At 62.9% G+C, this 26,349-nt stretch carries 15 protein-coding genes and 1 other RNA gene; 10 read left to right on the top strand and 6 right to left on the bottom strand.

Annotated features, from left to right (window positions below):
• Window positions 1-12 precede the first annotated feature (12 nt).
• From LRS06_RS05590 to LRS06_RS05550, 9 genes are all read left to right on the top strand, one after another.
• The gene (locus tag LRS06_RS05590; RefSeq protein ID WP_257870578.1) at window positions 13-1,758 is read left to right on the top strand and encodes a hypothetical protein; all 1,746 of its coding nucleotides are present in this window, start codon (window positions 13-15) and stop codon (window positions 1,756-1,758) included.
• A gap of 26 nt (window positions 1,759-1,784) precedes the next feature.
• Window positions 1,785-7,829, top strand: coding sequence for a carboxypeptidase-like regulatory domain-containing protein (locus tag LRS06_RS05585; RefSeq protein WP_257870577.1), 6,045 nt, complete (start codon window positions 1,785-1,787; stop codon window positions 7,827-7,829).
• A 90-nt stretch (window positions 7,830-7,919) separates the two neighbouring features.
• Window positions 7,920-9,977 carry a hypothetical protein gene (locus tag LRS06_RS05580; protein ID WP_257870576.1) on the top strand — a complete coding sequence of 686 codons (2,058 nt, stop codon included), beginning with the start codon at window positions 7,920-7,922 and terminating at the stop codon, window positions 9,975-9,977.
• Between the two features lie 43 nt (window positions 9,978-10,020).
• The gene (locus LRS06_RS05575; RefSeq protein ID WP_257870575.1) at window positions 10,021-10,557 is read left to right on the top strand and encodes a hypothetical protein; all 537 of its coding nucleotides are present in this window, start codon (window positions 10,021-10,023) and stop codon (window positions 10,555-10,557) included.
• An 89-nt stretch (window positions 10,558-10,646) separates the two neighbouring features.
• Complete coding sequence (locus LRS06_RS05570; protein ID WP_257870574.1) at window positions 10,647-11,708, top strand: OmpA family protein; 1,062 nt, start codon at window positions 10,647-10,649, stop codon at window positions 11,706-11,708.
• Window positions 11,709-11,902: 194 nt separating this feature from the next.
• Window positions 11,903-14,077 carry a prolyl oligopeptidase family serine peptidase gene (locus tag LRS06_RS05565; RefSeq protein WP_257870573.1) on the top strand — a complete coding sequence of 725 codons (2,175 nt, stop codon included), beginning with the start codon at window positions 11,903-11,905 and terminating at the stop codon, window positions 14,075-14,077.
• A gap of 297 nt (window positions 14,078-14,374) precedes the next feature.
• Window positions 14,375-14,746: a transfer-messenger RNA gene (gene ssrA / locus LRS06_RS05560) on the top strand.
• Window positions 14,747-15,220: 474 nt separating this feature from the next.
• Window positions 15,221-15,898, top strand: coding sequence for an IS1595 family transposase (locus LRS06_RS05555; protein WP_257870572.1), 678 nt, complete (start codon window positions 15,221-15,223; stop codon window positions 15,896-15,898).
• A gap of 150 nt (window positions 15,899-16,048) precedes the next feature.
• The gene (locus tag LRS06_RS05550; protein ID WP_257870571.1) at window positions 16,049-18,679 is read left to right on the top strand and encodes a gliding motility-associated C-terminal domain-containing protein; all 2,631 of its coding nucleotides are present in this window, start codon (window positions 16,049-16,051) and stop codon (window positions 18,677-18,679) included.
• A gap of 92 nt (window positions 18,680-18,771) precedes the next feature.
• On the opposite strand, the gene LRS06_RS05545 is transcribed toward LRS06_RS05550, so the two are convergent.
• Together LRS06_RS05545 and LRS06_RS05540 are read right to left on the bottom strand one after the other, a co-directional pair.
• Window positions 18,772-20,634, bottom strand: a complete 1,863-nt coding sequence (locus LRS06_RS05545; protein WP_257870570.1) for a histidine kinase dimerization/phosphoacceptor domain -containing protein — start codon at window positions 20,632-20,634, stop codon at window positions 18,772-18,774.
• Between the two features lie 148 nt (window positions 20,635-20,782).
• Complete coding sequence (locus LRS06_RS05540; protein WP_257870569.1) at window positions 20,783-21,559, bottom strand: response regulator; 777 nt, start codon at window positions 21,557-21,559, stop codon at window positions 20,783-20,785.
• Between the two features lie 150 nt (window positions 21,560-21,709).
• On the opposite strand from LRS06_RS05540, the gene LRS06_RS05535 reads away from it, so the two are divergent.
• Complete coding sequence (locus LRS06_RS05535; protein WP_257870568.1) at window positions 21,710-23,029, top strand: cystathionine gamma-synthase family protein; 1,320 nt, start codon at window positions 21,710-21,712, stop codon at window positions 23,027-23,029.
• Between the two features lie 240 nt (window positions 23,030-23,269).
• Here LRS06_RS05535 and LRS06_RS05530 read toward each other — a convergent pair whose 3' ends face one another.
• The 4 genes from LRS06_RS05530 to LRS06_RS05515 form a co-directional block, all read right to left on the bottom strand.
• Window positions 23,270-23,629: a hypothetical protein gene (locus LRS06_RS05530; RefSeq protein ID WP_257870567.1), complete on the bottom strand. Its 360-nt coding sequence runs from the start codon at window positions 23,627-23,629 to the stop codon at window positions 23,270-23,272.
• A gap of 15 nt (window positions 23,630-23,644) precedes the next feature.
• Window positions 23,645-24,565, bottom strand: coding sequence for a UV DNA damage repair endonuclease UvsE (uvsE, locus tag LRS06_RS05525; protein ID WP_257870566.1), 921 nt, complete (start codon window positions 24,563-24,565; stop codon window positions 23,645-23,647).
• 240 nt (window positions 24,566-24,805) lie between these two features.
• Window positions 24,806-25,486, bottom strand: coding sequence for a carboxypeptidase-like regulatory domain-containing protein (locus LRS06_RS05520; protein ID WP_257870565.1), 681 nt, complete (start codon window positions 25,484-25,486; stop codon window positions 24,806-24,808).
• A gap of 165 nt (window positions 25,487-25,651) precedes the next feature.
• A complete protein-coding gene (locus LRS06_RS05515) occupies window positions 25,652-26,311 on the bottom strand; it encodes a hypothetical protein (RefSeq protein ID WP_257870564.1) in 660 nt (219 codons plus the stop codon).
• Window positions 26,312-26,349 lie beyond the last annotated feature (38 nt).

The raw sequence follows: 26,349 nt of genomic DNA, 5'->3' as shown, positions 1-26,349 counted from the left end.
TCCACTACTGCTATGAAAACTTGGATTCCCGCCGGCCGGCGCGGGGTAGGGGGCGCTTTGCTCGGCCTGGGCACGCTGCTGGCCCAGCCGGCCGGGGCGCAGGACGTAGCCACCCTCGGTCAGCAAAGGCCCGTCACGCTTTCGGGCACGCTAGATCTGCGCGGCGTTTTCTACCAGGCTCAGGGAATTGAAGCCCGGCGCAAGCCGTTTTCCTACGTGCTGGCCGGCTCGCCCACGCTGAGCTTGTACGGCATAGCAGTGCCCGTGAGCTTTGTGCTGAGCGAGCAGGACCGCCGGTTTCGCCAGCCCTTCAACCAGTTTGGCCTAAGCCCCACCTATAAGTGGGTAACGGTGCACGCCGGCTACCGCAACCTCACGTTTTCGCCCTTTACCCTGGCCGGGCACACCGTGCTGGGCGGGGGCGTGGAGCTGAACCCCGGCAAGCTGCGCTTTGCCAGCATGGTGGGCCGCTTCAGCCGGGCCACCAGCGTAGACCCGGTGAGCGGCTCGCTGATGCCGTTTTCGTTTTCGCGCAAGGGCTACGCCGGCAAGCTGGGCTTCGGCACCGAGAAATCCTTCATCGACCTCAGCCTGGTACGGGCCCGCGACGACAGCAGCAGCGTGAGCCGCGAAACCCGGCAGTTGGCCGAAACCACTGGGGCCAACAACACCCGGGTGCTGCCCGCCGCCAATTTGGTGCTGGGCCTCAGTGGTCGCCTAACCATCAGGAAAGGCTGGTTGCTGGAAGCCGACGGAGGCCTGAGCTTTTTCACCCGCGACGTGGGTAGCGCCCTGGCCGTGGAAGAAGCCCTGCCGAAAGCCCTGCGCCAGCCGCTCAGCAAGCTCATTGCCGTGAATGGCTCCACCGAAGCCTACACCGCCTGGCAGGCGGCCGCGGGCTACCAGCACAACGGCAACGGCCTGAAAGTGCGCTACCGCCGGGTGTCGCCGGGGTTCCAAAGCATGGGCGCGTATTATTTCCAGGACGATGTGCAGAACCTCACGCTGGTGCCCACGCTCACGCTCTGGCAGCAGAAGCTCCGCCTCACGGGCAGCGTGGGTATTCAGCAGGACAACCTGCGCGAGCAAAAGCAGCTCACCAGCCGCCGCCTCATCGGCTCCCTGAATGCCTCCGCGGAGTTTACCGAGCGGCTGGGACTGGATGTGAGCTACACCAACTACACCACCGACCAACAGCCCGGAGCCGTGCAGGTAGCCGACACGTTTCGGCTGGCCCAAACCCAGCAAAGCCTGAGCCTGGCCCCGCGCTACACCTACGCTGGCGAAACCTGGGGCCACACCGTGCTGCTGAGCGCCGACCGCGCCATCCTGCGCGACCAGGGCCCCGATGAGCTGGGCAAGCTAGGCGAGTTTACGTCCTACAACGCCTTCCTCAGCTACCAGCTCACCTGGGTGCCGCGCCGCTTTTCGGTGGGGGCCACCTACAACTACACCCAGCTCAAGCTAGCTACCGGCGACGACGGCAACCACGGCCTCCAGCTCAACGCCGACCAGGCTTTCGGGCAAGACGGGCAGGTGCGCCTGGGCGTGCGCGGCTCCCTGCTGCGAAGCCTCCGTGCCGACCAGCCCAGCCGCTTAGTCGGCGGGGGGCTGCGGGCTGCCTGGCGCGTGAGCCGCCACCACACCTTCCGCACCGATGTAGCCTTCACCGGCCATTATCCCACCGCGGCCGAAACCACCCAAAACCGCCGTTACAGCGAAACGCGCGGGGAAATCGGCTACGCCTTCACGCTTTGACCTCTCTTACCTTCTCTCTTGCTGCTATGAAAACAACTCGTACTACGGGCCGCTGGTGGTGGCTGCTGGCGCTGCTGGTGCTGCTGAGCGCCCCGCGGACCTGGGCTCAGTCGGGCACGGATGTGCGCGTGACGGTGCTGGCGCTGCCGCCCTACTCCACGCATTTGGCCGACTACGTGGATCAGCCCAACCGCCTCGTTGTCACGCTCACGAATACCACGCGCCAGCCCCTGCAGCTGCAGTTGGCGGGCACCCTCACCGGCGACAATGGCGTGCAGGCCCGCACCCGCGACCAGGTGCGCTCGGCCCGGCCCCTGGAGCTGGCTGCCCTGCAAACCCGCCGCCTCGACCAGGACGAGCTGGGCCGCCTCTTCGACGAAAACCAGCTGACGTACTCCGGCATCACCCTCCAGCAGATGGTGCGCGGCAACGGCCTGCCCGAAGGTACTTACACCATCTGCGTGCGCGCCCTCGACTACAGTACCCTACGCCCATTGTCGGCCGAAAACCCGTTGGGGTGCAGCAAGTCGTTTCTGCTGCGCAGCCTGGAGCCGCCCCAGCTGGTGCGGCCCACGCCCGACGAGGTAGTAAAAACCCGCAGCCCCCAGAACATCCTCTTTACCTGGACGCGCCCGGCCGGGGCCGCAGCCACTACCGAGTACGAGGTGCGCATTGTGGAGCTGTCGGACAACCGCCGCAACCCCAACGACGCCTTTCTGGCCGGCACCACCCCGCCGCTGTTTGAGCGCACCGTGCCGGGCGTGACCACGCTGCTCTACGGCCCCGGCGAGCCGGCCCTGATTCCGGGCCGCCGCTATGCCTACGCCGTGACGGCCCGCGACCCGCAGGGCCGCGCCGCCTTCCGTAACAATGGCCGCTCGGAGGTCAGCACCTTCGTGTACGGGGAAACCACCACGCCCCCGAAAACCAGCCCCGTAGCGGCCACCACCCAGCCGACCAAAAACACCGCCAAGCCCATTTCAGAGGTAAAGACCGACCTGAAAATGCCGGCGGTGCAGATTCGGGGGCGGATACTGTGGGCCTTTCGCAAAAGTGAGGAAGGCGGCTTGCCATTTTCCTCAGTGCCCGCGCCGGGCGTAGAAATGCAGGGCGCGGCCTATGCGGCCATGCTCGACCCTACCACCGGCGGCAGCGGCAGCGCCGCTATTCTAGGGGCGGTGCAGGCCGGCAAAAGCGGCCCCGGAAAAGCCAACCCCAGCTCGCCTTCGGCCAGCCCAAACCCTACCGGCGCATACAATACTACTACGACCACCACAACCCTGGTGAGCGTGATGAACGGCAGCACCAGCGGCAGCGTGGGTGCCGACCTTAGCAAGACCACCGTGGTGAGCGGGGGCGGGCAGCTCGGCACCGTGTTGGTTGGCAACGGCCTCTACGATAACGGCTCCGGCAAATCCAGCAAGCCCGGCGACATTGGCCCGCTTCAGCCTGCGGGCTCGGCTCCAGAGCTTAAGCTTGCGCCCCTGCTGGGCGCCGCCCGCTACCCGCTGAGCTACACCAAAGTGCGGCTCGTGTACCGCTACCACCGCATCAGCAAGGGCAAGGTGGGCTGGGATGACCCCACGCTGAACCCCGAGCGGGAGGAAGTGCTGGGCCTGGGCACCACCGACGACCAGGGCAACTTCAGCATCGGCGTGGTGTCGCCCACGGCCTTCGACAGTCCGGTGGCTCAGGCTCCCGGTACCCCAGCTTATATCAAATGGTTGATTGACGGCAAGCCGGAGGAAATCGGCTACCTGCACGTGGAGGTAGTCAACTCTCGGTTTTTCTCTGAGCCGTCTGCCTACTCGATCAAGACTGCCGCTGATGGCGGCTACGACCTGGGCGAAAGTGTGTGTCTGGCCAACACCTACCGGCTCAAAATAAAGGTGATGGAGTCGGCTACCAAGGCGGCCACCGGGCCCGTGCAGGTACAGGTGCTGCGCCTGAGCAACTGGTACGACCCCAAAGCCCGCACCTACGCCCGCCAGGAAGGCCAACTGCCCGCCGACAACCGGCCTACCGTGATGTTCGACAACCCCAACAGCGCCACCCAGGGCCAGGGCACCATCGTGACGCAAGCGGCCACGGCCGACAAGGACTTCACCCGCCTGTTTCCGAACCTGGAAGGCGCGGCCGACAAGTACCTCATCAGCCTGAAAGCGGATGGCTACAGTGACTTCACCACCTCGGTAGCCGTGCAGCCGGGCATCCAGGACTACGAGGACGGCGTTGTCACCGTCACCAAAACCTACACGCTCAACAGCAATCCGCCCCAGGTGCGCGGCCGGGTGGTGCGCCAGCACGACAGCTCCCCCGTAGCCGGGGCAAACATCCGCCTGGCCCGTACCAACCCTGGCAGCGGCAAAGTCTACACCACCCAAACCGACGCCCAGGGTCGCTTTATCATCACCACCGCCGGGACTACGATGGTGCCGATGACGCTGGAAGTACTGCCCGGTGGCGAAGTAGGCAAAGGATGGAAAGAAGAAAACCTCAAGCTCAACAAAACCGGGCCGGCCGGCATTATCACCCGCGACCCTATCCCCGTGGACGTGACTATGCACCCCTTGGTGGGCGTGGTAAATAGCAGTGAAGGCGGCCCCGTGGCCCAGGCCAGTATGCGCTGGAGCACCGGCGGCCAGCCCTGGCTAACCGATGAGTACGGCCGCTTCCTCACTACCCACCAGGCCGGGGCCGACACGCTCATCATCTCCCGCCTGGGCTTCCAGGAGCTGCGCAAGTTGGTGCTGGTGAATAGCTCCACTAAGTTCTTCGCCCTCGAAACGCCCAAGGAAATGCAGGGTGCGGCCAAGCAGCTTGGCAATGCCTTGGATGGTGCCGCTAGTCTACAGGTCGCCGGTGCCCCGCTTTTCCAGCTGCCGGGCACAGGTTCGGTTGCTTCCGCTCCTGAAAATAACTCGGGGAGCGGAAGCAAGCCGGGCTACCAGGTGAGCCTGGGAAGCGCCACTACCTACGCCGGCGGTCTGGTGTCCGACAAAGACGCGCTGAATGGCTACCTGGGTTCGATAGGCGCAAGCGCAAAGTCACCCCTGGGCGAAGGCCAGGACCTGGGCCAGTTCACGCTAACCAAGCTGGTGGGCCGCCTGCGCGTAACGGTGCTCGACTCGGCCAGCGGCCAGCCTTTGCCGGGCACTTTGGTCGCCTTTGCCGGTACCGAGCCTTCCTTGGAGCAAACCACGGGCGCCGATGGGCAGACGTATTTTGGCAAAGCCCCCGGCGGCTCGGTGAGCTTGCGCGTGAGCGGCCCGGCCAAAGGCGCGGTGGCCTACGTGCCTGCCCTGCAGGACGTGGCGGTGGCCGTAGATGGCACTACCACGCTGCTTACCGTGAGACTAGCGCCCGGCACCCGCGTGCAGGGCACTGTGCGCGCCGGCACCCTGGCCGTAGCCGGGGCCACCGTGCGGGTGCAGGGCCGCCCCGAGCTGACTACCCAAACCTCAGCTACCGGCCAGTACGAGCTGGTGGGCGTGCCCAAAGGCAGCTGGACGCTTGATGCCACCAAGTCGGGGTTGGTGGGCCAGAGCCAGACCAGGAAGTTTGCGCCCGGCACCACGGCTACGGTGGACTTCACGCTCACCAGCGCGGGCTTCGCCATCGACAAGCTGCTGGGCTTCCCCATCGAAGTGAAAACTCTCACGCTGGGCGCCGACACCTTGCTGACCGGGGCCTTCGTGAACCTGCCCGGCAACGCTGCCTTTGGCGTGACCACGGGCACGCGCCTAGAATTTGCCAACGTCCCCGTGCATGTGGGCAAAACCGGTTTGCCGCGCCCCAAAGGCAAAGACTTTGTGCTGACGGACGCCACCGAGCTGGCCCTCACGGCCTTTAAGTACCTGCCCGTGCTGGTGGCTGAGCCCACCGGCCTGAAAGTGCAGATGCAACCCGGCAACCCGGCCAAAGGACAGCTGGTGGGCGCAGTAGTGCCCAACTTTGGCGCCCTGGGCTCCGGCCTGGGCTGGGCCTGGAAAAATGGGGTGAAGCTCTACCTGAGCGAAGCGGCGGGTACGGGTCCGGTGCCGGCCCTTGCGGTGCTCACCTCCGATGGCAAAGTGCCTTACGCCAGCGGCCTGAAGCTGCGGGCTCCGGCCAAATCAGTAGGACTGGATTTGTACGGCTTCACGGCTACTGTGGACCTGACGCAAAGCAGCGTGGCCGCCGATGGCCTGCGCTTGGCCGGCAGCGTGGATCTGAAAAGTGTGCCGGGCCTGGGCTCGGCCGCCATTCAGGTGCCGCAGCTGTGGATTGGGACGGATGGAAGCATCAAAACGACTAAGCTGGGCTTTTCGCCGCCGGTGGTTGTGTCCATCGGTGGGTTTGGCTTCACGCTCACGGGCGGGGGCCTCACCGAGCAGGGGTTCAGCCTGAACGGCAACGTGAAAGTGACGGTGCCCGGCTCGGAAGTCACGAACATCAGCTTCGCCGATCTGGCCATCGGGCCCCAGCAGCTTTACGGCGGCAAGTTTGCCTTGCCCGAAGCGGGGCTGGATGTGTTCGGGCTGGCCCGGTTCAAGCCCGTGAAGGGGAGCCCGCTGGCGTTTGGCAAGCTGCCCGACGGCCCTTCCTTCTTTAGCGGGGGCGCCCAAACCACCCTGGGCCTGATTAACAAGACGGTGACCATCGAGTCGTTCACGGTGCGCTCCGATGGCAAGTTCTCGGCCCAGGTGCCCGCCGACTACCAGCTGGACTTCCTGAGCATGGCCCAGCTCAACATCACGGGCGTCAAGTTCAACACCATTGGCACGCTGGGTATTGATGTGCTGGGCGACCTGCGCCTGCAGCTGCCCATGGTCCAGGCCGAGGTAAGCAACATTCAATACCGCCAGGGCCAGGCCCCGCTGTTCACGGCGGGCCTGCACGTACCCATTGGGGTAGGCACCTTGGGCGGGGGCATCAGCTTCAAGGACAACGGCTTCAGCGGGGGGTTGGGCCTGAAGGTCATCAGCGTGCTGGACGTGCAAACGGACTTCAGCTACGGTAAAGTAAACGGGGCCGTGCAGTTTGACGCCAAAATCAAGACCAGCACGCCGCCTATTCCTGTGGGCCCCGGCTTGGCCCTGACAGGCATTTCAGGCGGCATCGGCTTCAGTGGTGGGGCCCTGAGAAAAGTGTCGGTGGGTGGGGTAGTGAGCTTTGTGGGCGTGGAGGCCGGCTTGGCACTGAACCCGATTGAGGTGACCGTAGAGCCCGGCCCGGTGGTAACCGGCAAAGCCAGCCTGACGGTGCTCGACCAGGCCGTAGCCGATGCCGGGCTGGTTATCGACTTCCCGAACTCGGTGGCCTCGGTGCAGCTCAACATCGACTACAACCCCATACCGCTGGTGAGCACCGCCACGGCCAGCGGCAAAATTATCGTCAGCGGCAAGCCCAACGACACGTACTGGGCGATAGGGCTGTACGCGCAAGCTAGCCTGGCTGGGCTGCTCGACGCCAACGCCAACGTGCTGGCGGGTCAGAACCTGAACACGGCGGCTCACCCCGAGCTGAGCGAGTTTACCAGCTTCATCGACAAGAACTACCTCTCGGGTGGCACCACCGTGAATGGGGGCCATCTGCTGGGGACTTCGCACTTCGGCCGGAGCAAGGACAACGCTTGGTCGGTGTCGTTTCTGGAAGTAACGGGCAAAGCCTGGCTTTACAACGACGGGGAAATGCGCCTCAACGCCAATTTCAAGGACAACGCCTACGGTCTGCGCGTTGCCTCGGCCTGGGGCGGTGGCGCCGAGCTCAGCGTGGCGGGCTTCACGTTGGGCAGTGTCGATATCGGGGCGGAGTACGCCGTGAGCGGGGGGTACAACAAGCCCCAGGGCTGGAACTTCGATGGCAAGGCCGGGGCTCACCTCATTGCCTCTTTCGGAGACTGTACCGATGCCTGCGAAACCAAAATCTGCTGGGAAGCCGGCTGCGCCGACCCATGCTACTACGCCACCTTCGGGTGGAAGTCCTGCGAGGTGTGCGTCATCCCCACCGGGGCCAAGGTGTGTGTGCATCCTAGCCTGCACGTGACCTACAATGCCAACGACGGGTTAGATGCCAGCCTAGATTTTTGAGTTGCCAGGTGCCAGAACCCAGCGAATTATCCCGCTGACAACCGATAACTGAAAACAGGCAACTGGATACTGAAAACTGACTTTCCTGCTATGAAACGCTTTACCATACTTCTTCTGCTGACGCTGCTGGCGGCGGTGGTCAGTGCCCAAACGCCGGCGCCCAAAAATGCCGAGCTGCCGGCTTATCCCTCGCCGGAAGGCGTGTGGGTGGTGCTGGCCAAAAACCGCCCCGAGCCGGGCCCCGGCACTCTGCTGGGAGCCCGCCTGCTGCGCGCCGCGGCCGGCTCCACCGACTTCCGGGAAGTGGCCGTGCTGCAGGCGGCTACCTCCCTGGCGGAGCTGCGGCTGCTGGCTGGTCAACCTGTTATTGACGGGCTGCGCGCCGCCCTCCGCCTGCCCTCCGACGAAGCCGTGTGGACCTTCGTGCAGACGCATCCCAACCTTGACAGCTACGGGGTGCATGGCCTGAGTATGTCCTTGCGCCGGGCGCTAGGCACCGTTATGCTCGATGCCTCGGCGGCCCAGGCCGCGCCCGGCACCCGCTACGTGTACCGCTTGGCCCCGGCCGCCAATTTCAAACCGGAAAAAGCAACCGGGGCAGCCGCCATCAAGCCCATGGAGAAAACGGTGGAAATCGGCCGCCGCAGCAACCTGCCGCGCCCCCGCGCCCGCCGCAGCCTCGGCCGCGACTCCTCGGTGGTGGTGAGCTGGGCCGCCCGCGTGCAGCCCGGGGCCAGCACGGTGTTCGGGCGCGTGTACCGCCAGGGGCCGGGGGAGCGGGGCTTCGCCCTATTGCCCGGGCGCCTGCTGGTGCGCCAGGTGCGCGACTCCGCGTTTTTCGTGCTGGAGCAGCGGGTAGAGCCCGAGGCCATGTACCGCTACTACCTCGAGCCCCTGGACTTTGTGGGCAACCCCGGCCCGGCCTCTGATACGGCCTACGTGCTGTCGGTGACGGCGGGGCGCATGCCGTTGGTGCAGCGCGCCACCGCCCACGATACCACGGCCGGCATTGTGCTGCGCTGGCCGGCCCTGCCGCGCAAGGCGTATCTGGCGGGCATCGAAATTCAACGCTCCCGCGACGCCCGCGGCAACTACGTGCGCCTCGACACCCTGCCGGCCACGGCCACCAGCTACCTCGACACGCGCCTGCTGCCCAACATAGGCTACCACTACCGCCTGCGGGCTTTGCTGCCAAAAGGTATTCCCACGCCGGGCGCGGCCTCGGCCACGGCCTTTGCCAGCCACCAGCCTGGCGCTATGGCGGCGCTGCTCGCCCCCGTGGCCCTCACGGCCGAGCCGGAAAGGGAGGGGGTACGCCTGCGCTGGCTGCCTGCCGCCCCCGACCTCACCCACGATGCCTACTATGTGTACCGGGGCACCTCGACCCAGGACTCCCTGGTGGTGGTGTCGCCGCCGCTGCGGGGCAACGTGCTGACGTTTCTGGATACCACCGCCCGCAACGGCCGCCGCGAGTACGTGTACGCCGTGCGCGACGCCAACCAGAACATGCAGCTGAGTCCGTTCTCGGCTTTGGCATCGGCTAGGCCCAACCGCGCCATGCCGGTGGCCGCGCCGCTGGGAATCAGCGCCTACGCCGCCGGCCCGGCTGTGCAGCTTACCTGGGACGATGCCCGCCGCGACCCGGCCGTGGTAGCCTACCGATTGTACCGCCGCGCGGCTTCTGCCACGGCGGCCACCGGCCCGGCGCGAGCGGCAGATTTCACGCGACTGGCAGCTGCCTTGGTTTCGCCGGCTTATACCGATGCGGCAGCCAAGGCTGGCCAGACCTACCAGTACGCCGTGGCCGCCGTGGATGCCCAGGGCACCGAAAGCCCCTTGTCGCCGGTGATGGTGGTGCGCGTGACGGGTGCCCCGCTGGTGCCGCCCGCCCAGCTGGTGGCCCGCCCGGTAGCTACGGGGCTGGAGGTAAGCTGGAGCCGCCCGGCCGTGGCGCCGGCTAAAGGCTACGCCCTCTACCGCCGCCAGCGCGACCAGCTCACGGCCCAGCGCTTGGCCACGCTCACGGCCACCCAAACCCGCTACCTCGACCAGACCGCCAAACCCGGCACGCTCTACATCTACTCCCTCAGCGCCCTCACGCCCACGGCCGAATCGGCCAGAACGCCCGAAATCAGCGCACGGCGCTAGGCTTTCTACTCAACTTTTCCCTCACTTATTTCTCTCTTCGCTTATGAAAACCTTCCGCCATTACCTCGTGCTATTTGCCTTGCTGCTGACTGTGGCCGCCTGCAAAAAGGACAAAGACAACGAGCCTTCCAAAACCGCGCTGCTGACGGCCAAAGCCTGGAAAGACGACACCCAGACGCTCCGCCTGAACACCAGCGAAGGCACCTACAAGCCCTCGGCTTCTTCGGTCAGCTACTACCAGTTTGGGGCCGATGGCAAGGTGACAATGGGCCTGAACAGCGGCGGTGCCACCAGCACGGGCACCTGGGCCTTTGCCAAGGAGGAAACCCAGCTGGCTATTACCTCCCAGGGTAAAACCACCACGTTCGAGCTGTTTGAGCTGACGGACAACCGCCTGTCGTTTGGCTTCAACTACGACCAGGCTCAGATTCAGGCCGCGCTCAACAACCAGAACAACTCCTCCCAGCTCACCTTGCTGCTGCTCTCGGCCGGGAGCTTCACGTTTGCGGGCGGCACCCCCAACATTCCGGCCGCCCAGCTGACGAGCGTGCAGTGGAAAACCAACCTGATTCCCCGCTAGACAGCCTCCTGAAAACTGCGCGGGTTGGCCCGGCCGCTTCCGGGTGCCCCGCGCAGCCTGGTTTTCTCTAATCGTTATTTCCTGTTCTCATGAAGCGTCTCGTTGCTATCAGCTGGCTTAGTTTGCCGGCCATTCTGCTGGCTTGCTCCTCCGAGCCCAAAACGCCCGAACAAACCGCCACTGTGGTGCCCGTTACCGCTAAATCGGCAACTCCAGCCTCGACCCCTACAGCCGCTGCCCCGGCGCCGGCCGCGCCACTGGCGGCCGTTGGCTTCGATGTAAGTCAGGTGCCCGTTGCTAACCCCAAGCTCGGGGCATTTCCCTACGTCAGCTTGATTGACGGCTACCAGAAAGGCACCCGCGAAAACATGTCGGGCAGCACGGCCAAGGAGTACTTAAAGGATGTGGCCTTTGATAAGTACGAGTTCTTCGATGGCACCCGCATGATTCCGGTGGAGGGCCGCCTGTACACGGTGAAGGCCCTGGGCAAGGGTGCGTCTTTCTTTCAGGCCCAGAAAACCTACGAGAAGCTGGTGAAGGACATGGGCGGGGTCACGGTGTTTGAGGGCAGCGGCAAAAAGCTGAACGAGCTTAAGCTCAAGTACGAAGACGGCCGCCACCGGGCCCGTTACATGCCCGAGCACGAGGACATGGGCGTGTACATGGTGCGCCTGCCCGACCGCGAAATCTGGACGGAGGTGTACAAAGCCTGGGACGACCAGGAAAACTACTGGCTGACGGTGGTGGAACGCAAAGCCCTGCCCATGGCGGCCAAAATGCTGCCTGCCGAGGAGCTGAAAAAGGCGCTGGATGCCAACGGCCATGTGGCCGTGTACCTCAACTTCGACACCGACCAGGCCACCCTGCGCTCCGACGCGGCCCAGGGCATCGGGGAAATTGTGAAGCTGCTGCAGCAGGACCCCACCCTGCGCCTGACGGTGGAAGGCCACACCGACAACACCGGTGCCTTCGCCCGCAACCAGCAGCTCTCGCAGCAGCGGGCAGGCACGGTGGTAGCGGCCCTCACCGCCCAGGGCATCGAGGCCAGCCGCCTCCGGCCCAAAGGCCTGGGCCAAACCAAGCCCCTGGCCGACAACAGCACGGAGGAAGGCAAAGCCAAAAACCGCCGGGTGGAGCTGGTGAAGCTCTAGTTACTCCGGAAATCTGGCGCAATGAGACCTGGACGCAACAGTTTGCGACCTGCGTGAAAGTCCGGGTAAAAGGAATGGCGTTCCTTTAGGTGGTTGATAAATAGTAAATTAACCTGGCTAGTGGCGGCGGTTGACATGGTAGCCGACGCGCCGGCCAAGCGGTAGCAGTATTTTACTTTCTTTCCTTTCTGCGCATGAAAACAACGTTTCCAGTTCTCGCTCTTCTGCTGGCAGCTGCTCCGGCGGCCCTGGCCCAGTCGGTCCTGCCCGCGGCTCCGGCCAAGCCTGCCACCGATACCTACTTTGGGGTGAAGGTGGAAGACCCGTACCGCAACCTTGAGAACCTGCAGGACCCGGCCGTGGCTTCCTGGATGAAGGCTCAGAGCGAGTACGCCCGCCGCACCCTCAACGCCATTCCGGGCCGCCAGCAGCTGCTCGACCAAATGGTGGCCATCGACCAGCGCAAGGCCGCCCGCGTCAGCGACATCCGGGTGACTGATAACGACCGGTACTTTTACTTTAAGTCGCGCCCCCAGGACCAGCAGCCCAAGCTCTACTGCCGCGACGGGTACCAGGGCCAGGAGGTGCTGCTCTTCGACCCCGAGAATTTTGAAAAGGGCAAGGTCTTCAACATCAACGGCTTTTCGCCCAGCGACGACGGCTCCAAGGTGTCGTTCGGCCTCAGCGAGAAAGGCACCGAGCTGGGCCGCACGCTCATCATGGACGTGAAAACCAAGAAGCTCTACCCCGAGCAGCTCCAGCTTAACCGCGGCGGCGGCACCTGGCTGCCCGACAACCAGAGCTTTACCTACACGCCCTTCAACAACGCCGACCTGAAGGACATGGCCGCCCGCCAGAACACACGGAGCCTCCTGCACCGGGTGGGCACGCCCCAAAGTCAGGACCAGCCACTTCTCGCCGCTAAGCTCTACCCCAAGCTCGACATCAAGCCCAGCGACTACCCATACGCCGGCATCGACCGGGACACCAAGCTGGCCTACGGTTTTCTGTATTCCGTGGACCGCTACCTCAAGGCCTACTACGCACCCGCCGCGGCCCTCGCTAAGCCCAATGTGCCCTGGCAGCCCCTGTTTAAGCCCACCGAGGAAGTCACCAACTTCGTCTCCGACGAGCGGTACATCTACTTCGTAACGTCCAAGAACACGCCGCGCCAGAAGATTATGCGCATGCCGGCCGCCAAGCCCAGCATGGCCACGGCCGAAGTGCTGGTGCCAGAAGCCGCCGACGAGGCCATCGTGGATGAGCAGCTGAAAACCACCAAAGACGGCCTGTATTTCGTGCGCAGCCGCAACGGGGTAGAGGCTAAACTGTACTTCGTGCCCAAGGGCAGCAAAACCGTGCAGGAGCTGAAGCTGCCGCAGTCGGCGGGCCGCTTGGAACTGGCCGGCAAAACCCTGCAGTCCTCGGAGCTGTGGGTGACCATGGGTGGCTGGACGGCCGACCGCAAGCGGTACCGCTACGACGTGGCCGGCCGCCGCTTTGTGCTGGAGCCGCTTTCGTCGGAGGCGCAGTACCCCGAGTTTAACGATCTGGTGGTAGAGGAAATCATGGTGCCCTCACACGATGGCGTACAGGTGCCCTTGTCCATCGTCTACAAGAAAGGGTTGAAGCGCGACGGGTCGGCGCCCACGCTCATGGTCGGCTACGGCGCTTACTCTGTTTCGATGGAGCCCACATTTATGCCGCCTTTCCTGCTCTGGGCGCAGCAGGGCGGCATTCTGGCCGTGCCGCACGTGCGCGGCGGCGGGGAGCTGGGTGAGGCCTGGCACAAAGCCGGCCAGAAAACGACCAAGCCTAATACCTGGAAAGACCTGATTGCCAGCGCCGAGTACCTCACCAAAAACAACTACACCGCGCCCGGCAAAATAGCCATCAACGGGGGCAGTGCCGGGGGCATCCTCATCGGCCGGGCCATGACGGAGCGCCCCGACCTGTTTGCCGCCGCCATTCCGGAAGTGGGCTGCCTGAACGCCGTGCGCATGGAAAACTCGCCCAACGGCCCCGTAAACACGCCCGAGTTCGGCACCATGACCAAGGAAGACGAAGCCAAGGCGCTGCTGGAAATGGACGCTTACCATCACCTCAAGCCTGGGACCCGGTACCCGGCCACGCTCGTCACGGCCGGCTTCAACGACCCGCGCGTTATTGCTTGGCAGCCGGCCAAGTTTGCCGCCCGCCTGCAGGCCAGCAACGCCGGCGGCAAGCCCGTGCTGTTCTTCACCGACTACGAAGCCGGCCATGGCATGGGCGACTCCCGCCTCAAGCAGTTTGAAAGCATTGCCGACCTGATGAGCTTCGGCCTGTGGCAAACCGGCGCGCCCGGCTTCCAGCCCACGGCTGTGAAGTAAGAGCTAAATACCAGTTAACAAGTAAGAGGTAGATCAGAACGTCATGCTGAGCGAAGTCGAAGCATCTCTACCGCTTCGTTGGATTACCACTGCAATGAAGTGGTAGAGATGCTTCGACTTCGCTCAGCATGACGTTCTATACTTTTCGGGTAGACGTTTAATCAGGTGAAAAACGACCAGGGCAGGCCCGCAAATTACCCGCTGCGCCGGAACATTTCGGCGCATCCACAACGTTTATTCCCTGATGTGCGTACCTTCGCACCCCACCTTTCGGGTGGGTTTCGTTCTTTCTAATCTGGGGCTGACTGGAATTGACAGCTCGTGCAAGTCGCGAGTAAGCGTGTCGGGAGTTGGATGAATCTCCCGCCAAAAAATCCTCCAACCAATAAATGGCGACTATTCGTACGCCATGGCTGCCTAGTCTAGGTACTAAGCACTAGCCATCATCCCGCGTCCGTCTTCCTTTTCACGGACGAGTTCGGGGTGTCGTAAGCATAAGGATAGTCTGGGCGGCGCTGCGACGCCCAGGCGAAACTCAAGCAGATAAGGGTAGCCTATAGGCCTGATGTGCGCCTCGGCTGCTTCGAACAAATCAAGCATAGCTACACACGTAGAAAGCTCGACGCCTTCCTTGTCTGGACCAGGGTTCGAATCCCTGCAGCTCCACCCTAAACCTCGTTTGCCCCTGGCAGACGAGGTTTTTTTGTTTTATGAGGTCGCCAGTCCACCACAGCTTTACTATCCCGCCGCACCCCACGTGCTTTCCTGAAAAAGACGCTGGGTAAATCAACGGGGGCAAAGTACCTTAGCCCTCATCTTTCCCTGAAGCAGGCGTGCAGGCCCCGATAAGGCGGTGTGTAAGCCTCTCTTCAAATTTCATCTACCAGATTGGTTTATTCTTACCGTTAATTACTAATGAAAAGTGCTGATATATTGATGGATAAGTCATTTGCGGCTTGCCAGGAAAAAAGCCTGATGGGGTCCCGATATTGGAAAGCGTGTTGGCTTGTTATCGTACTACTGTTTTCCATGCACTCCGCTCAGGCTACGCACATCGTAGGTGGGGAGCTAGACCTTCGCCATAGCGTTTTTAACTAGGGGCTTAGGAAGCAAAGGATTGTAAAACCTTTGTAACTTCCAATAATGCAGCGAGTTAACCGCTATTATAAGCGCGCAAAAATTTCAGAGGCCAAATTCCGCTATCTGCTGCGCCTGTTTGCCATGGATTTAACGGCCTCGGATACGGTCCGGCTTACCGGTCTTAGCGTGCGCTCAGTTAATTCTCTCTACCTGCGGCTGCGCCACCGCTTGCAGGCCGAATGCCCCGTGCCAGTGGAATTGGCCGGAGCCGTGGAATTAGACGAATCCTACTTCGGCCCGCGACGGGTCCGGGGAAAGCGCGGGCGCGGAGCAGGTGGCAAAACGGTGGTCTTTGGCCTGTTCAGACGGGGTGGGCAAGTCTACACCGAAATCGTCCCCAACTGTCAGGAAAAGACCTTGCAAGCCATTATCAGAGGCAAAATTGACGTTAGCGCCATGGTCAACACGGACGGCTGGCGCGGCTACGACGGCTTAGTCGATGTTGGCTATGATCGGCATTTTCGGGTGCATCATGGGCAGGATGAATTTGTACAGGGCGCCTCGCACATCAACGGTATCGAATCATTCTGGAGCTTCGCCAAAGCCCGTCTTCACCAGTTTCACGGTGTGGCCAAAGACACGTTTGAGCTGCATCTGAAAGAGTGTGCGTTTCGCTTTAATCACCGACATGAAGACCTCTACAAATTCCTGCTTAAATTACTTCGACAGCAACCGCTTTAACCCAGTTTGCTTCCTAAGCCCCTTAACTATTATGAGCTCACACTCAATCTTTACTTTGACGACATCAACGGCAGCCCCGATGCATATGATTATGGGCTGACAGCGGCAATCTATGCCAAACGGACCAATAAGATTGTCCAAAGTGTCGCTTTGCCTCGTACCCAAGACACCTTTGTCGCCTACACCAATCCAGCCTGCGAAGCCTCCTCGCTGCGTACCCGCCACCTTGTCTATAATGCCCAAGTAGAGCTAACGGAAACATACTACGCAGACCCGGCGGGGTATTACGTGGTAGTGGAGCGCTGCTGCCGCAACGGGACCATCAACAACATTGAGGAACCCGGCAACGCTGGCCAGACCTTTTACCTGGAGTTTCCGGCTATTGTGCGCGACGGGGAGCCGTTCTACAACTCCTCACCCCGCGTGTTTCCGCCCCTGAGTGACTACGCCTGCAAAGGAGAGCTGTTCTACTACGACTTCGCCGGCACCGACCCTGACGGCGACTCCCTGGTCTATGAAATGGCCACGCCCCTCAACGGCCATGCTAGCTATGATGACCCAATCCCGCAACTACCTGGCCCAGCGCCGTACTCCCTCATCCACTGGCTGCCCGGCTTCAGCACCGAGCAGCAAATTCCCGGCAACCCCGCTCTGAACATCGACCGGCAGACAGGTCGCCTGCAGGTACGGCCTTCCCAGCTCGGCCTGTTTGTCTTCAGCATCCGCTGCCTGGAGTACCGCGATGGGGTGAAAATCGGGGAAGTGCGCCGCGACTTTCAGCTCAAAGTCATCAGCTGCCCCGACAACCAGAAGCCGCGCCTGACGGCGCGCCTGCCCGGCCAGACGCGCCCCTACGCACCCGGTCGCGACACACTACGCCTGCAGCCGGGCCAGGACCGCTGCGTGCCCCTGCGCTTCACCGACCCCGACGCGGCCTCCCGCCTTACCCTCTCGCTGCACCCGGTCAACTTCACCGGGGGCCTGCCGCCCCTGACCTTGAAGCAGGGCACCGTGCGCACGCCTGGCCAGCCCGACACGTTAGCCTCGCAGCTGTGCTTTGCCGAGTGCATCGACACGCAGGGGAAAGTCTACCTGCTAGATGTGTTGGTGGCCGACAACGGCTGCAGTCTGCCCAAGCGCGACACGGTACGGATTGCCTTTATCGGCACGGGCCCACCCAATGCCCCGCCCACGCTCACGACCACGGCCACACAACCCCTGAAGGTGCGCGCCGGCACCTGGGTCACCTTCGATCTGCTGGCCACTGACCCCGACGGGGATGCTGTGACGCTCACCATGCGGGGCAAGGACTTTGATGCCGACTGGCGCAAGGCTGAGCTAACCCAGACGCCGGGGAAGGGGCAAGTGAAAGGCACTTTCCGCTGGCAGGTGCCTTGCCCGGAACGCTACTACAAAAAATACGCGTTTATCTTCGAGGCTACCACTACATACTGCGACCGGCCGGAAACAGCCCGCGTCGAGGTGGTTATCGACATTGATGAGAGCAACGTGCCGCCAAAGGTGATGACCACGGCGCCCACCACCCGCCCAATAATAGTGCACCCGGGGCAGCTACTTTCGTTCCAAATGGTGGGCACGGATGCTGACCAGGACACGGTTGATCTGGGGGTAAGCGTCAGAGGGTACCCCGCCAGCTCCTTGGGAGCTGAATTGCTCTGGGAGCGGCGGCCGGGCCGTAGTGAAGGCACTTTCAACTGGCTGGTACCCTGTATTGAGCAGGATAGTATCCTGTATAACTTCGTGCCTTATGCTAGCTCGCTCTTCTGCAACTATGCTCCCTATGACACGGTTAGCGTACCGGTGCTGGTCATCCGGAACAATGCGCCCCCGGTGCTGACGGCTACGGCGGGCCCGGAGCCGTTGCGGGTTCGCCCCGGTCAGCTGCTTTCCTTCGATCTGCTGGCCGTTGACCCCGATAGCAACGCCGTCACGCTCACCTGGTCCGGCCAGGGCTTTTCGCCTGATGAGGTAGGCGCGCAACTCACGCAGCAGGCCCATGGCGCGCAGCAGCAGGGCCGCTTTAGCTGGCAGGTGCCCTGCCCGGTGGCCGGCAAGTCCTTGTACGAATTCGAATTCACGGCCACCGACGTGCCATGCGGAGAGGTGAAAACGGCGGGTCTGCGCGTGCCCGTGCAGATTGAGGATACCAATAGCCCGCCTGCCCTTTCCTCCTCCTTGTTTGCGGCGGCCCCGGCCCCGCTGCTGCTCCGGCAGCTGCCCGGCACCACGCTGGAAGCTACCCTCACGGGGCTGGACCTGGACCAGGACCAGCTCACGCTCACCGCCCGCGGGGTAGGCTTCGACCTGGCCACAGCCGGTATGCACTTCACGGCCCAGAATGGCGCCGGGCAAGCCGCAGGCACTTTCCGCTGGGACGCGCGCTGCGCCGAGGCTTTCCCGGAGGGGTATGAGGTGGTCTTTGAGGTGCAGGAAGCCGGGTGCCAGCCGCAGCCGCGGCAGCAAACGGTGCGCTTCGTGGTAGCAGACCCCGAGCCGCAGGCGTTTGTGCCGCCCAACATCTTCACGCCCAACCACGACGGGCAGAATGAGGTGTTCACGCTGCCCATGCTGCCGGCCGATATCTGCGCCCAGCGCTTTGCCTCCATCAAGGTGTTCAACCGCTGGGGCAAGCAGGTGTACGCCTCCACCGACCGGGGCTTTGCCTGGAACGGCGGGGGCCTGCCCGGCGGGGTATATTTTTACCTGATTGACTTCGTCAACCGGCCCCAGTTCAAAGGCTATGTTACTATTGCCTATTAAAGCAGTCAATAAGAACTGACAGGCTTCCGCGGACAAATCAACTCGCAGCCATTGGGAAGCTTGAGGTTCCGGCGCAGAACATCCGGCCCTAGCTACCCCCGCGCTGGCTTCGCCTCAATAGCCGGTTCCGGTACTACCTGGCCTTCGCCGGTAGAGGGAATCAGCAGGCGGAACAGGGTGCCGGCCTGGTTGAGGTAGTGTGTCTGGCCGCCCAACTGCTCACTCAGCAGAAGAATAAGCCGCTGGCCGAAAGAGGTAGTGGACTGGCCCGCAGTTTCGGGGGCAATGCCGGGGCCGTTGTCCTGTACTTCCAGGAGCAGCTTACCGGTGTCCTGTTGCTGGCCCAGGTGGATGCGCAGGGCTGGCTGCGTAGCCAGCGGCAGGGCGTGCTTGAAGGCGTTGGTCAGCAGCTCGTTCAAGATCAAACCCAGCGGCACGGCTACATCCACCTCCAGTCGGGTCTGGCTGATGGTCACTGTCAGATCCAGGGATTCGGGCGTGTAGCCGTAGGTAGTCATCAGGCTGTCGGTGAGGTCGGCCACGTAGCGCGGCATGTCCACGGTCGTCACGTCCTCGGTCTGGTAGAGGCGCTGATGCACCAGGGCCATGGCTTCTACCCGCTGCTGGCCTTCCTGCACGGCCTGCACGGCGCTTTCGTCGGTGAGGCGTTTGGCCTGCAGCCGCAGCAGGCTGGAGACGATGGCCAGGTTGTTCTTGACGCGGTGGTGCAGCTCCTGCATCAGCACCGTCAGCCGGCTGGCTTGCTCCGTAATGCGCTGACTGTTCTCCAGAACGGTGCGGTTGGTGGCGTGGAGCTTGGCATTGGTGCGCCGGATGATGCGGTACTGCCACACGGCCACCCCACACAGCAGGGCCAGCGCCCCCGCCCCCAAAGCCAGGGCCCCCAGCTGCCGCTGCTGCCGCACATTATCCTCCGCCAGGCGCGCAATGCGGGCTTCCTGCTTTTCGGCGGCGTAGGCAGCTTCCACGCCGGCTACGGCGCGGGCTACTTCGCCGTTCATCAGAGAGTCGTTGCGGGTTTTATACTCATCGAGCAGCTCCACTGCCTGCTCGTAGCGGGCGGCGGCGCGGTAAGCCAGGTACGCGGCCTGCAGGGAGTTGACCAGACGGTGCGGGTCGCCGATGGCGCGGCCCAGCGCCAGGGCCGAGTCGCCCAGCTCCACGGCGCGGGTCAGGCGGCCCTGCTTGCGGTAGGCCCAGCTCAGGTTGCGGTAGGCGTGTTCCTGCCCGTTGCGGTTGTGCTGGGCGCGGTACAGTGGAATGGCCCGCCGGAAGAACCCGATAGCTTCATCCAGACTCTCGCCGTTGTCCATCAGAAACTGGCCGTAGTTGGCGTAGCAGACCGGCAGAGTGGTAGGCTGAAACGGATGCTGCTGGGCCACGCGCATAGCCCGCAGGTAGCAGACCTTGGCCGAATCGAGCTGGCCCAGGTCGCGGTAGATGATGCCCTGCACCAGGTAGGCGCTGCTCAGCTCCCGGTAGTGCGGGCCCTGCGCGGCCACCGCTGCGGCCCGCAGCGCCAGTTGCAGGCCTTTGCGGGTGAGCTGCTGCACCTGCTGTCCGTCGGCCATGCGCTTGTAGTTCTGCGCCAGCAGCGTGTAGGCCGCAGCCTGCCCATCGAGCCGGTGCTGGGCTTCGAAGCGGGTGAGGGCCTGCTGGCCGTAGTAGAGGCTGGAGTCGAACTGCGTTTGGTTGCGCAGCGCGCAGCCCAGCAGGTAGTAGCCCTGGGCCTCCCCGTAGGCATAGCGCAGCTGCTGCGACTGGCGAATGATGGCCCGTCCGTTGCGCGCCGCCGAGTCGACGCTCGTCAGCAGCTGCCGCTCGGTTTGCCGGCACAGCCGCCGCAGCTGGCTGGTATCCGGGGGCGCAGGCTGCGCCAGCACGGCAGTTTCCGCACCCCAGCTAAGGCAAAACAACAAGAGGAACAGGCGCATGGGCAAGGCAGACAAAGGCAGACGCGGCCCCGGCCGCTAAGGCCGGAAGTCAACAAGGTAAAATACAATTGCCAGGATTGCGTGGCTGCCGCTGCTAACGTCGTTAGGTGGGTGGTGAACAACCCGTTTTGGTACGTCAGGCGCCGACTTACCGAAAATGGAAATGCTGCAGGAATGCCTCCTTATACTGGCGGCCTAGTGGCACCGCCTGGCCAGCCACAGTGGCTTCCGTCTCGCTGAACGCCTCCACCCGCTGAATATTGACGGCGTAGGAGCGGTGGATACGCACCAGCTGGACAAAGTGCAGCCGCTCCAGCACCGCGCCCAGCGACAGGCGTAGCGCGTACTTGCGGGTGGGCGTTACGAGGGTAGTATAGGTGTTGTCGGCGGCCAGCAGCAGAATATCGGCCAGGGGCACGCGCACAAACTGGTAGTTGTGCTTGATGAAAACATGGTCGTCGAGCTGCAGAATCGACTCGCGTGAAAGAGTTTCGCGGTCGGGAAGCGGGGCGCTTTCCGCAGCAGGCGCGGGCGCCACCTGCCGGGCAAACGTATGGAAAGCTACCTCAATGGCGGCGCGCAGCCCGGCCGTGGTAGCGGGCTTGGTGAGGTAAGCCGCCGGCGTAGTGGTCAGGGCGCGGTCCAGGGTATCTTTATCGGCCATGGCGGTGAGGTAGATGACCGGCACGGGCCGCTCCGCCAGCAGGCGCCGGGCGGTTTCGATACCATCCCAGGGCCCCTGAATATGAATATCACAGAGCAGGATATCGATGCGGTGCTGCCCGAACAGCTCCAGGGCGCGGGGGCCGTTGCGGGCCGGGCCCACCACGGCGTAGCCCTCAGCCTCCAGCGTGTCGCATAAGTCCAGGGCCAGCACAGCTTCATCTTCCACGAGCAGAATCTGGATGCGGGTATCGGAGGACATGGCGGCGAGGAAAAGCAAAGAAGCTGGGTGCAACTCAGCGGAGGCTAAGTTCACTTGCCGGGCCCACATCACCAAACCGCCAACCGCGTCGGGGCCGGCCTTTGCACAAATTCCTACCTTCGCCTCCCCATCCACCCAACCCACCCACCCATGAATCTTCCCAAGGAAGCGGCCGAAATCAACGGCCACCAACTCCGGCCCGAGAGCCTGATGATGAGCTACGGCTACACCCCGGCCTGGAGCGAAGGCGCCATCAAGCCGCCTATTTTCCAGACGTCCACCTTCGTTTTCAAGAGCGCCGAGGAAGGCAAAGCCTTCTTTGAGCTGGCCTACGGGCTGCGCCAGCAGGGCCCCGACGAAGAAATGGGCCTGATTTATTCCCGCCTCAACAACCCCAGCCTCGAAATCCTGGAGCACCGCCTCACCTTGTGGGACGGAGCCGAGGAAGCCGCCTCGTTTGCCTCGGGCATGGCCGCCATCAGCACCACGCTGCTGGCCCTGCTGCAGCCCGGCGACGTAGTGCTGCACTCCGAGCCCGTGTACGGCGGCACCGATTTCTTCCTGAAAAATGTGCTGCCCCGCTTTGGCATCACGTCCGTGGGCTTCGAGCCGACGATTACGGAAGAGGCGCTGTCGGCGAAAGTGGCTGAAATCACCCAGGGCCGCCTGGCTATGATTTACGTGGAAACGCCCGCCAACCCCACCAACCATCTGGTTGACCTGCAGGCCTGCGCCAACGTTGCCCGCCGCCACGGCGCTGCCGACAAGCCCGTTCGGGTAGTAGTCGATAATACGTTTCTGGGGCCGGTGTTTCAGCACCCGCTGCACCACGGCGCCGATGTGGTGCTATACTCAGCCACCAAGTTCCTGGGCGGCCACTCCGACCTTATTGCCGGCGCAGTCCTGGCCAGCAAGCCACTGATGAAGGAAATCAAGGCCATGCGCACCTTTATGGGCACCATGTGCGACCCCAACACCGGGTGGATGCTCATGCGCAGCCTCGAAACCCTGAAGCTGCGCATGGAGCGCGCCGCCCAGAGCGCCCAGGTGGTGGCCGACTGGCTGCGCGAGCATCCGCAGGTGGAGCGCACCTACTACCTTACCCACCTGGAGCACGACCCGCGCCAGCAGGCCATTTTCGAGCAGCAGTGCCTCTCGCCAGGCTCCATGATTTCGTTTGACATCCGGGGCGGCGAGGCCGAGGCCTTCCAGTTTCTCAACCGCCTCAAGCTTATCAAGCTGGCCGTGAGTTTGGGCGGTACCGAAAGCCTGGCCGAGCACCCCGCCACCATGACGCACTCCGACATCATGCCCGAGGTGCAGCGCGAAATGGGCATCACCGCCCAGATGATTCGCTTGAGCATCGGTGTGGAAGACCCACAGGACCTCATGGCCGACCTCACCCAGGCCTTCGAAGCGGCCGCCGCGGCCGTGCCCCAGGAGCACGACGCGTTTGCCATGTACATCTAGCGCGTCCCTAAGTAGGGGCGGGGCTTGCCCCCGCCCGTCAGTGAACGATGGATAGCCGGAGTCGTTCAACGCCGGGCGGGGACAAGCCCCGCCCCTACTTTCCGAAAGCTTGTCAAGACTAGCCCCGAGGCGCTTTCAGGGCTGTAAAAACCAGGCAGGAATTGTATCGGCTACCTTCCGTAAATCAAAAAGCCCTTCCCGATTACCTGGGAGGGGCTTTTTGTTGACTGTTGACGACGCTTACTGCGTGGGCTGATTTTCCAGCTCGCCGCCCAGGCGCAGCAGCTGAGTACTCAGCTCCGAGAGGTTGGGGGCGTGGGTGAGTGGAGCGGTTTTGCTGAGGTCGTTGGTTTGGCTGCCCAGCATACTCAGGCTGCGGCCGATAGCGGCCCCATCCAGGGGCTTGGCCGTGAGTAAGGACTGCAGGTTGCCGATTTCGCGGGCCACGTCCTGCAGTTCGGGCTGGCCGCTTTGCAGAAACTGCTGTTGCCAAGCTTCGGTGGCGTCCATTGCGCTGCTCAGGGGTACGTTGGTAAGGCCCGATTGTAGGGCCTGCAGGGTGGTGGCCAGGAGCTCGGCCGTGGTGGGAGAGGTTGCCATGAATGAAAGTAAACGTTAAATAGAAACGGTAGAGGAGGCTGCGCGCACCAGCAAGCCTACGTCGTGCATGATGGCACAGGCGCGGTTGGCGCTGGCTTCCTTGTCCTTGATTTCGAGCATGATGTCGGCATCGTGGCCATGCAGGTGGGTGAGAAACTCCCGAAACAGCTCCTCGTCCAGCGAAGCCGTGTGCTTGCCCTTCCGCTCGCCTACCGACTGCGCGCTGTAGTCCATCATGGGTACGCCGTCGCGCTGGGGGTGCCAGGTACTGAAGGCCAGCGCCAGGGCTTCGGCCATCGGCTCGCCGTGGTTGAGGCACTCGTGGTGCAGGTTGTCGAAGAGAATGGGCACGCCTACGGCCTCGTGCAGGCGCAGGCAGCTGCGGAGGCTGTACAGCCGGTCGTCGTTTTCGACCACCAGGCGGGCTTTCACGGCCTCGGGCAGGGTGTGGTAGGTGGCAATCCAGCGCGTGAGGGCCGATTCCATGTCGCCATACAGTCCGCCGGCGTGGATCTGCAGCTTCATGGTGGAGTCGAGGCCCATCAGATCCAGCACCGAGCCCTGGTACACCAGTTCCTGTACGCTGCGCTCCACAATGCCGGGGTCGGGCGAGTTCAGCACCACAAACTGGTCGGGGTGGAAGGACACGCGCAGTTTGTTGGCCTTGATGTAGTTACCCACGCTTTTCAGCTCCGCCGCGAAGTGCGTTTGCCAGGGAAAGGTATTGATGGGGTGGGAGCCGAAGGGCACGATGCCCGAGCCCATCCGAAAAAACAGCAGCCCGTGGCTTACATTATACTCCAGAATGCGCTGCAGGCAGGCTAAGTTGTTGCTGACGGCCTGCACCAGCCGCTCCTCCGAGTAGGAAGCCAGCCGGAAAGTAGACGTCGAAGTACACGTCAACGACTCGTTGACGCAGGGATACCCAATTTTCATCTTGGGCTATACGGGGAAAAGGTGAAATGGTGAGATAGTGAAGTGATGAGTTTGAAAACGTGTCATTGCGAGCAAAGCGAAGCAATCCGTCCTGTACAATACGAGCCCCGTTCTTCTACCAGAAAGCCCTTATCTGTTGCATACGGGTAAGGGCTTTTCACATTAGAGGGCTTTGGGCGCTGTTCAGGACGGATTGCTTCGCTTTGCTCGCAATGACTGCGGCACTCACCATCTCACCATTCACTCCACCTCGTAGCCGGTGTTTTCCTTGAAGTTGCGGTTGTACTTCAGGCGGGCACGGCGGCTTTTGGCGGCGTCCGCCGCGGCTTTTTCGGCGGCCCGGATTTCCTCCATCTTGCGCCGCTCCTTGCCCTCGCGCGAAAACTGGTCGTAGAGCAAGCTTACGGGGCTTTGCAGGGTGGGGGTGGGCGGCTTGGGCGCGGCCGAATCGACGGGGAAGAGAGGCTTGGGCGCGGGCGGGCGCTTTACGGCGCTGGTGGGCGCGGTGCTGGGCCGCTTGATGTTGCGCAGGGCCCGGTTGATGGTGGCATCGTTGGGCCGGCCGCTGCGCACCTGCACCTCGCGCAGCAGCACACTGTCGCGCACCAGCTTGATCTGAACAATGAGCTGCGAAAGGCCCGAGCCGCCCAGCGGCAGCCGCTGCGGCTTGAAGCCCACTGCCCGAAACACGAGGGTATCGGTGCGGTCTACGAAGATGCTGAAGTCACCTTCTTCGTTGGCCACCACGCCCTGGCGGGTGCGCTGCACCACCACCGAAGCGCCCGGAATAGGCTTACGCGTGGCGGCTTCCTCCACCGACCCCGTTACGCGTACCTGCGCTGCAGCCCGCTGCCCGGCCAGCAGCAAGGGCAGCAGGCAGAGCAAAACACGCAGCACAACGGGTAGCAAACGAAACGACATCACCTACAAAGCTAATACAAGACCACCACGACCACCTGATGAAAACCGGCCAGCGCCCGGGTTTCATCGACCAAGCCGCTGGCAAGGGAGGCAAAAAAAGCCCCCGCCGTTGCACGACAGGGGCTTTGCGAAAGCAAGTATCCGGCCAGACGGACCGGGCGCTGCTTACTTGATAACGGTTTTGTCGCCGTCTTCGGGCTTGTCCTTCACGGTGCCGTCGTCGGCGTCCATTTTGGTTTTATTGCCTTCAGCATCTTTGATTTTCACGTCGCCGTCGCTTTTCACCTTCACCTTCGAGCCATCGTCATACTTGGTTTTCGAGCTGGCTTCCATGCTGGCATCCGACGAAGCGGATGCATCAGCCGACATGCTGGCATCGTCCATGTAGTTGGTGTCGTAGTAGCTCAAGCGGTCGGTTTCGTACTGCGTGTACATGGCCGGATCCACGAATACCTGCTTCATTTCCATGTCCGACTCGCTGTATACGTTGCGCATATCAGCGGCCATACCGGTGGTATCGGTGGCGTACTTATTGGCCAGCTCGCTCATGCGCATACCGCGGTTCACATACACGGTGCGCACTTTGGTGCGCATGGCTTCATCGAGCTTCATTTTGGCTGCCATATCGGCCGCAATACGGTCGGCACGGCTTTCCACGGCCTCTTTGGTATACATAGCCGGCGACATGGTCGTCGTAGTGGTAGTCGTGGTGGTCGTCATGCCGTCACCAGCATTGGTGGTAGCAGTATCGGTCGTTTTTTCCTGCGAACAGGCTCCCATCGTCAGCGCCACGGCGCACGAGAGGAAAAGCATGGTCTTTTTCATGAGAGAAGGAGAGTTTGGTGGGAGGGGAGAGGGAGAGA

Source organism: Hymenobacter sp. J193 (assembly GCF_024700075.1).
Classification (GTDB): domain Bacteria; phylum Bacteroidota; class Bacteroidia; order Cytophagales; family Hymenobacteraceae; genus Hymenobacter.
Note: the sequence above shows the minus strand (reverse complement) of the source record. Positions and strands in the feature narration are given on the sequence as shown.

Excerpts from the sequence above, each read along its gene's own strand:
- LRS06_RS05585 (WP_257870577.1), top strand. The coding sequence starts at position 1,785 with ATGAAAACAACTCGTACTACGGGCCGCTGGTGGTGGCTGCTGGCGCTG.
- LRS06_RS05520 (WP_257870565.1), bottom strand. The coding sequence starts at position 25,486 with ATGTCGTTTCGTTTGCTACCCGTTGTGCTGCGTGTTTTGCTCTGCCTG.
- LRS06_RS05515 (WP_257870564.1), bottom strand. The coding sequence starts at position 26,311 with ATGAAAAAGACCATGCTTTTCCTCTCGTGCGCCGTGGCGCTGACGATG.
- LRS06_RS05580 (WP_257870576.1), top strand. The coding sequence starts at position 7,920 with ATGAAACGCTTTACCATACTTCTTCTGCTGACGCTGCTGGCGGCGGTG.
- LRS06_RS05565 (WP_257870573.1), top strand. The coding sequence starts at position 11,903 with ATGAAAACAACGTTTCCAGTTCTCGCTCTTCTGCTGGCAGCTGCTCCG.
- LRS06_RS05530 (WP_257870567.1), bottom strand. The coding sequence starts at position 23,629 with ATGGCAACCTCTCCCACCACGGCCGAGCTCCTGGCCACCACCCTGCAG.
- uvsE (WP_257870566.1), bottom strand. The coding sequence starts at position 24,565 with ATGAAAATTGGGTATCCCTGCGTCAACGAGTCGTTGACGTGTACTTCG.
- LRS06_RS05545 (WP_257870570.1), bottom strand. The coding sequence starts at position 20,634 with ATGCGCCTGTTCCTCTTGTTGTTTTGCCTTAGCTGGGGTGCGGAAACT.
- LRS06_RS05570 (WP_257870574.1), top strand. The coding sequence starts at position 10,647 with ATGAAGCGTCTCGTTGCTATCAGCTGGCTTAGTTTGCCGGCCATTCTG.
- LRS06_RS05540 (WP_257870569.1), bottom strand. The coding sequence starts at position 21,559 with ATGTCCTCCGATACCCGCATCCAGATTCTGCTCGTGGAAGATGAAGCT.
- LRS06_RS05590 (WP_257870578.1), top strand. The coding sequence starts at position 13 with ATGAAAACTTGGATTCCCGCCGGCCGGCGCGGGGTAGGGGGCGCTTTG.
- LRS06_RS05535 (WP_257870568.1), top strand. The coding sequence starts at position 21,710 with ATGAATCTTCCCAAGGAAGCGGCCGAAATCAACGGCCACCAACTCCGG.
- LRS06_RS05555 (WP_257870572.1), top strand. The coding sequence starts at position 15,221 with ATGCAGCGAGTTAACCGCTATTATAAGCGCGCAAAAATTTCAGAGGCC.
- LRS06_RS05575 (WP_257870575.1), top strand. The coding sequence starts at position 10,021 with ATGAAAACCTTCCGCCATTACCTCGTGCTATTTGCCTTGCTGCTGACT.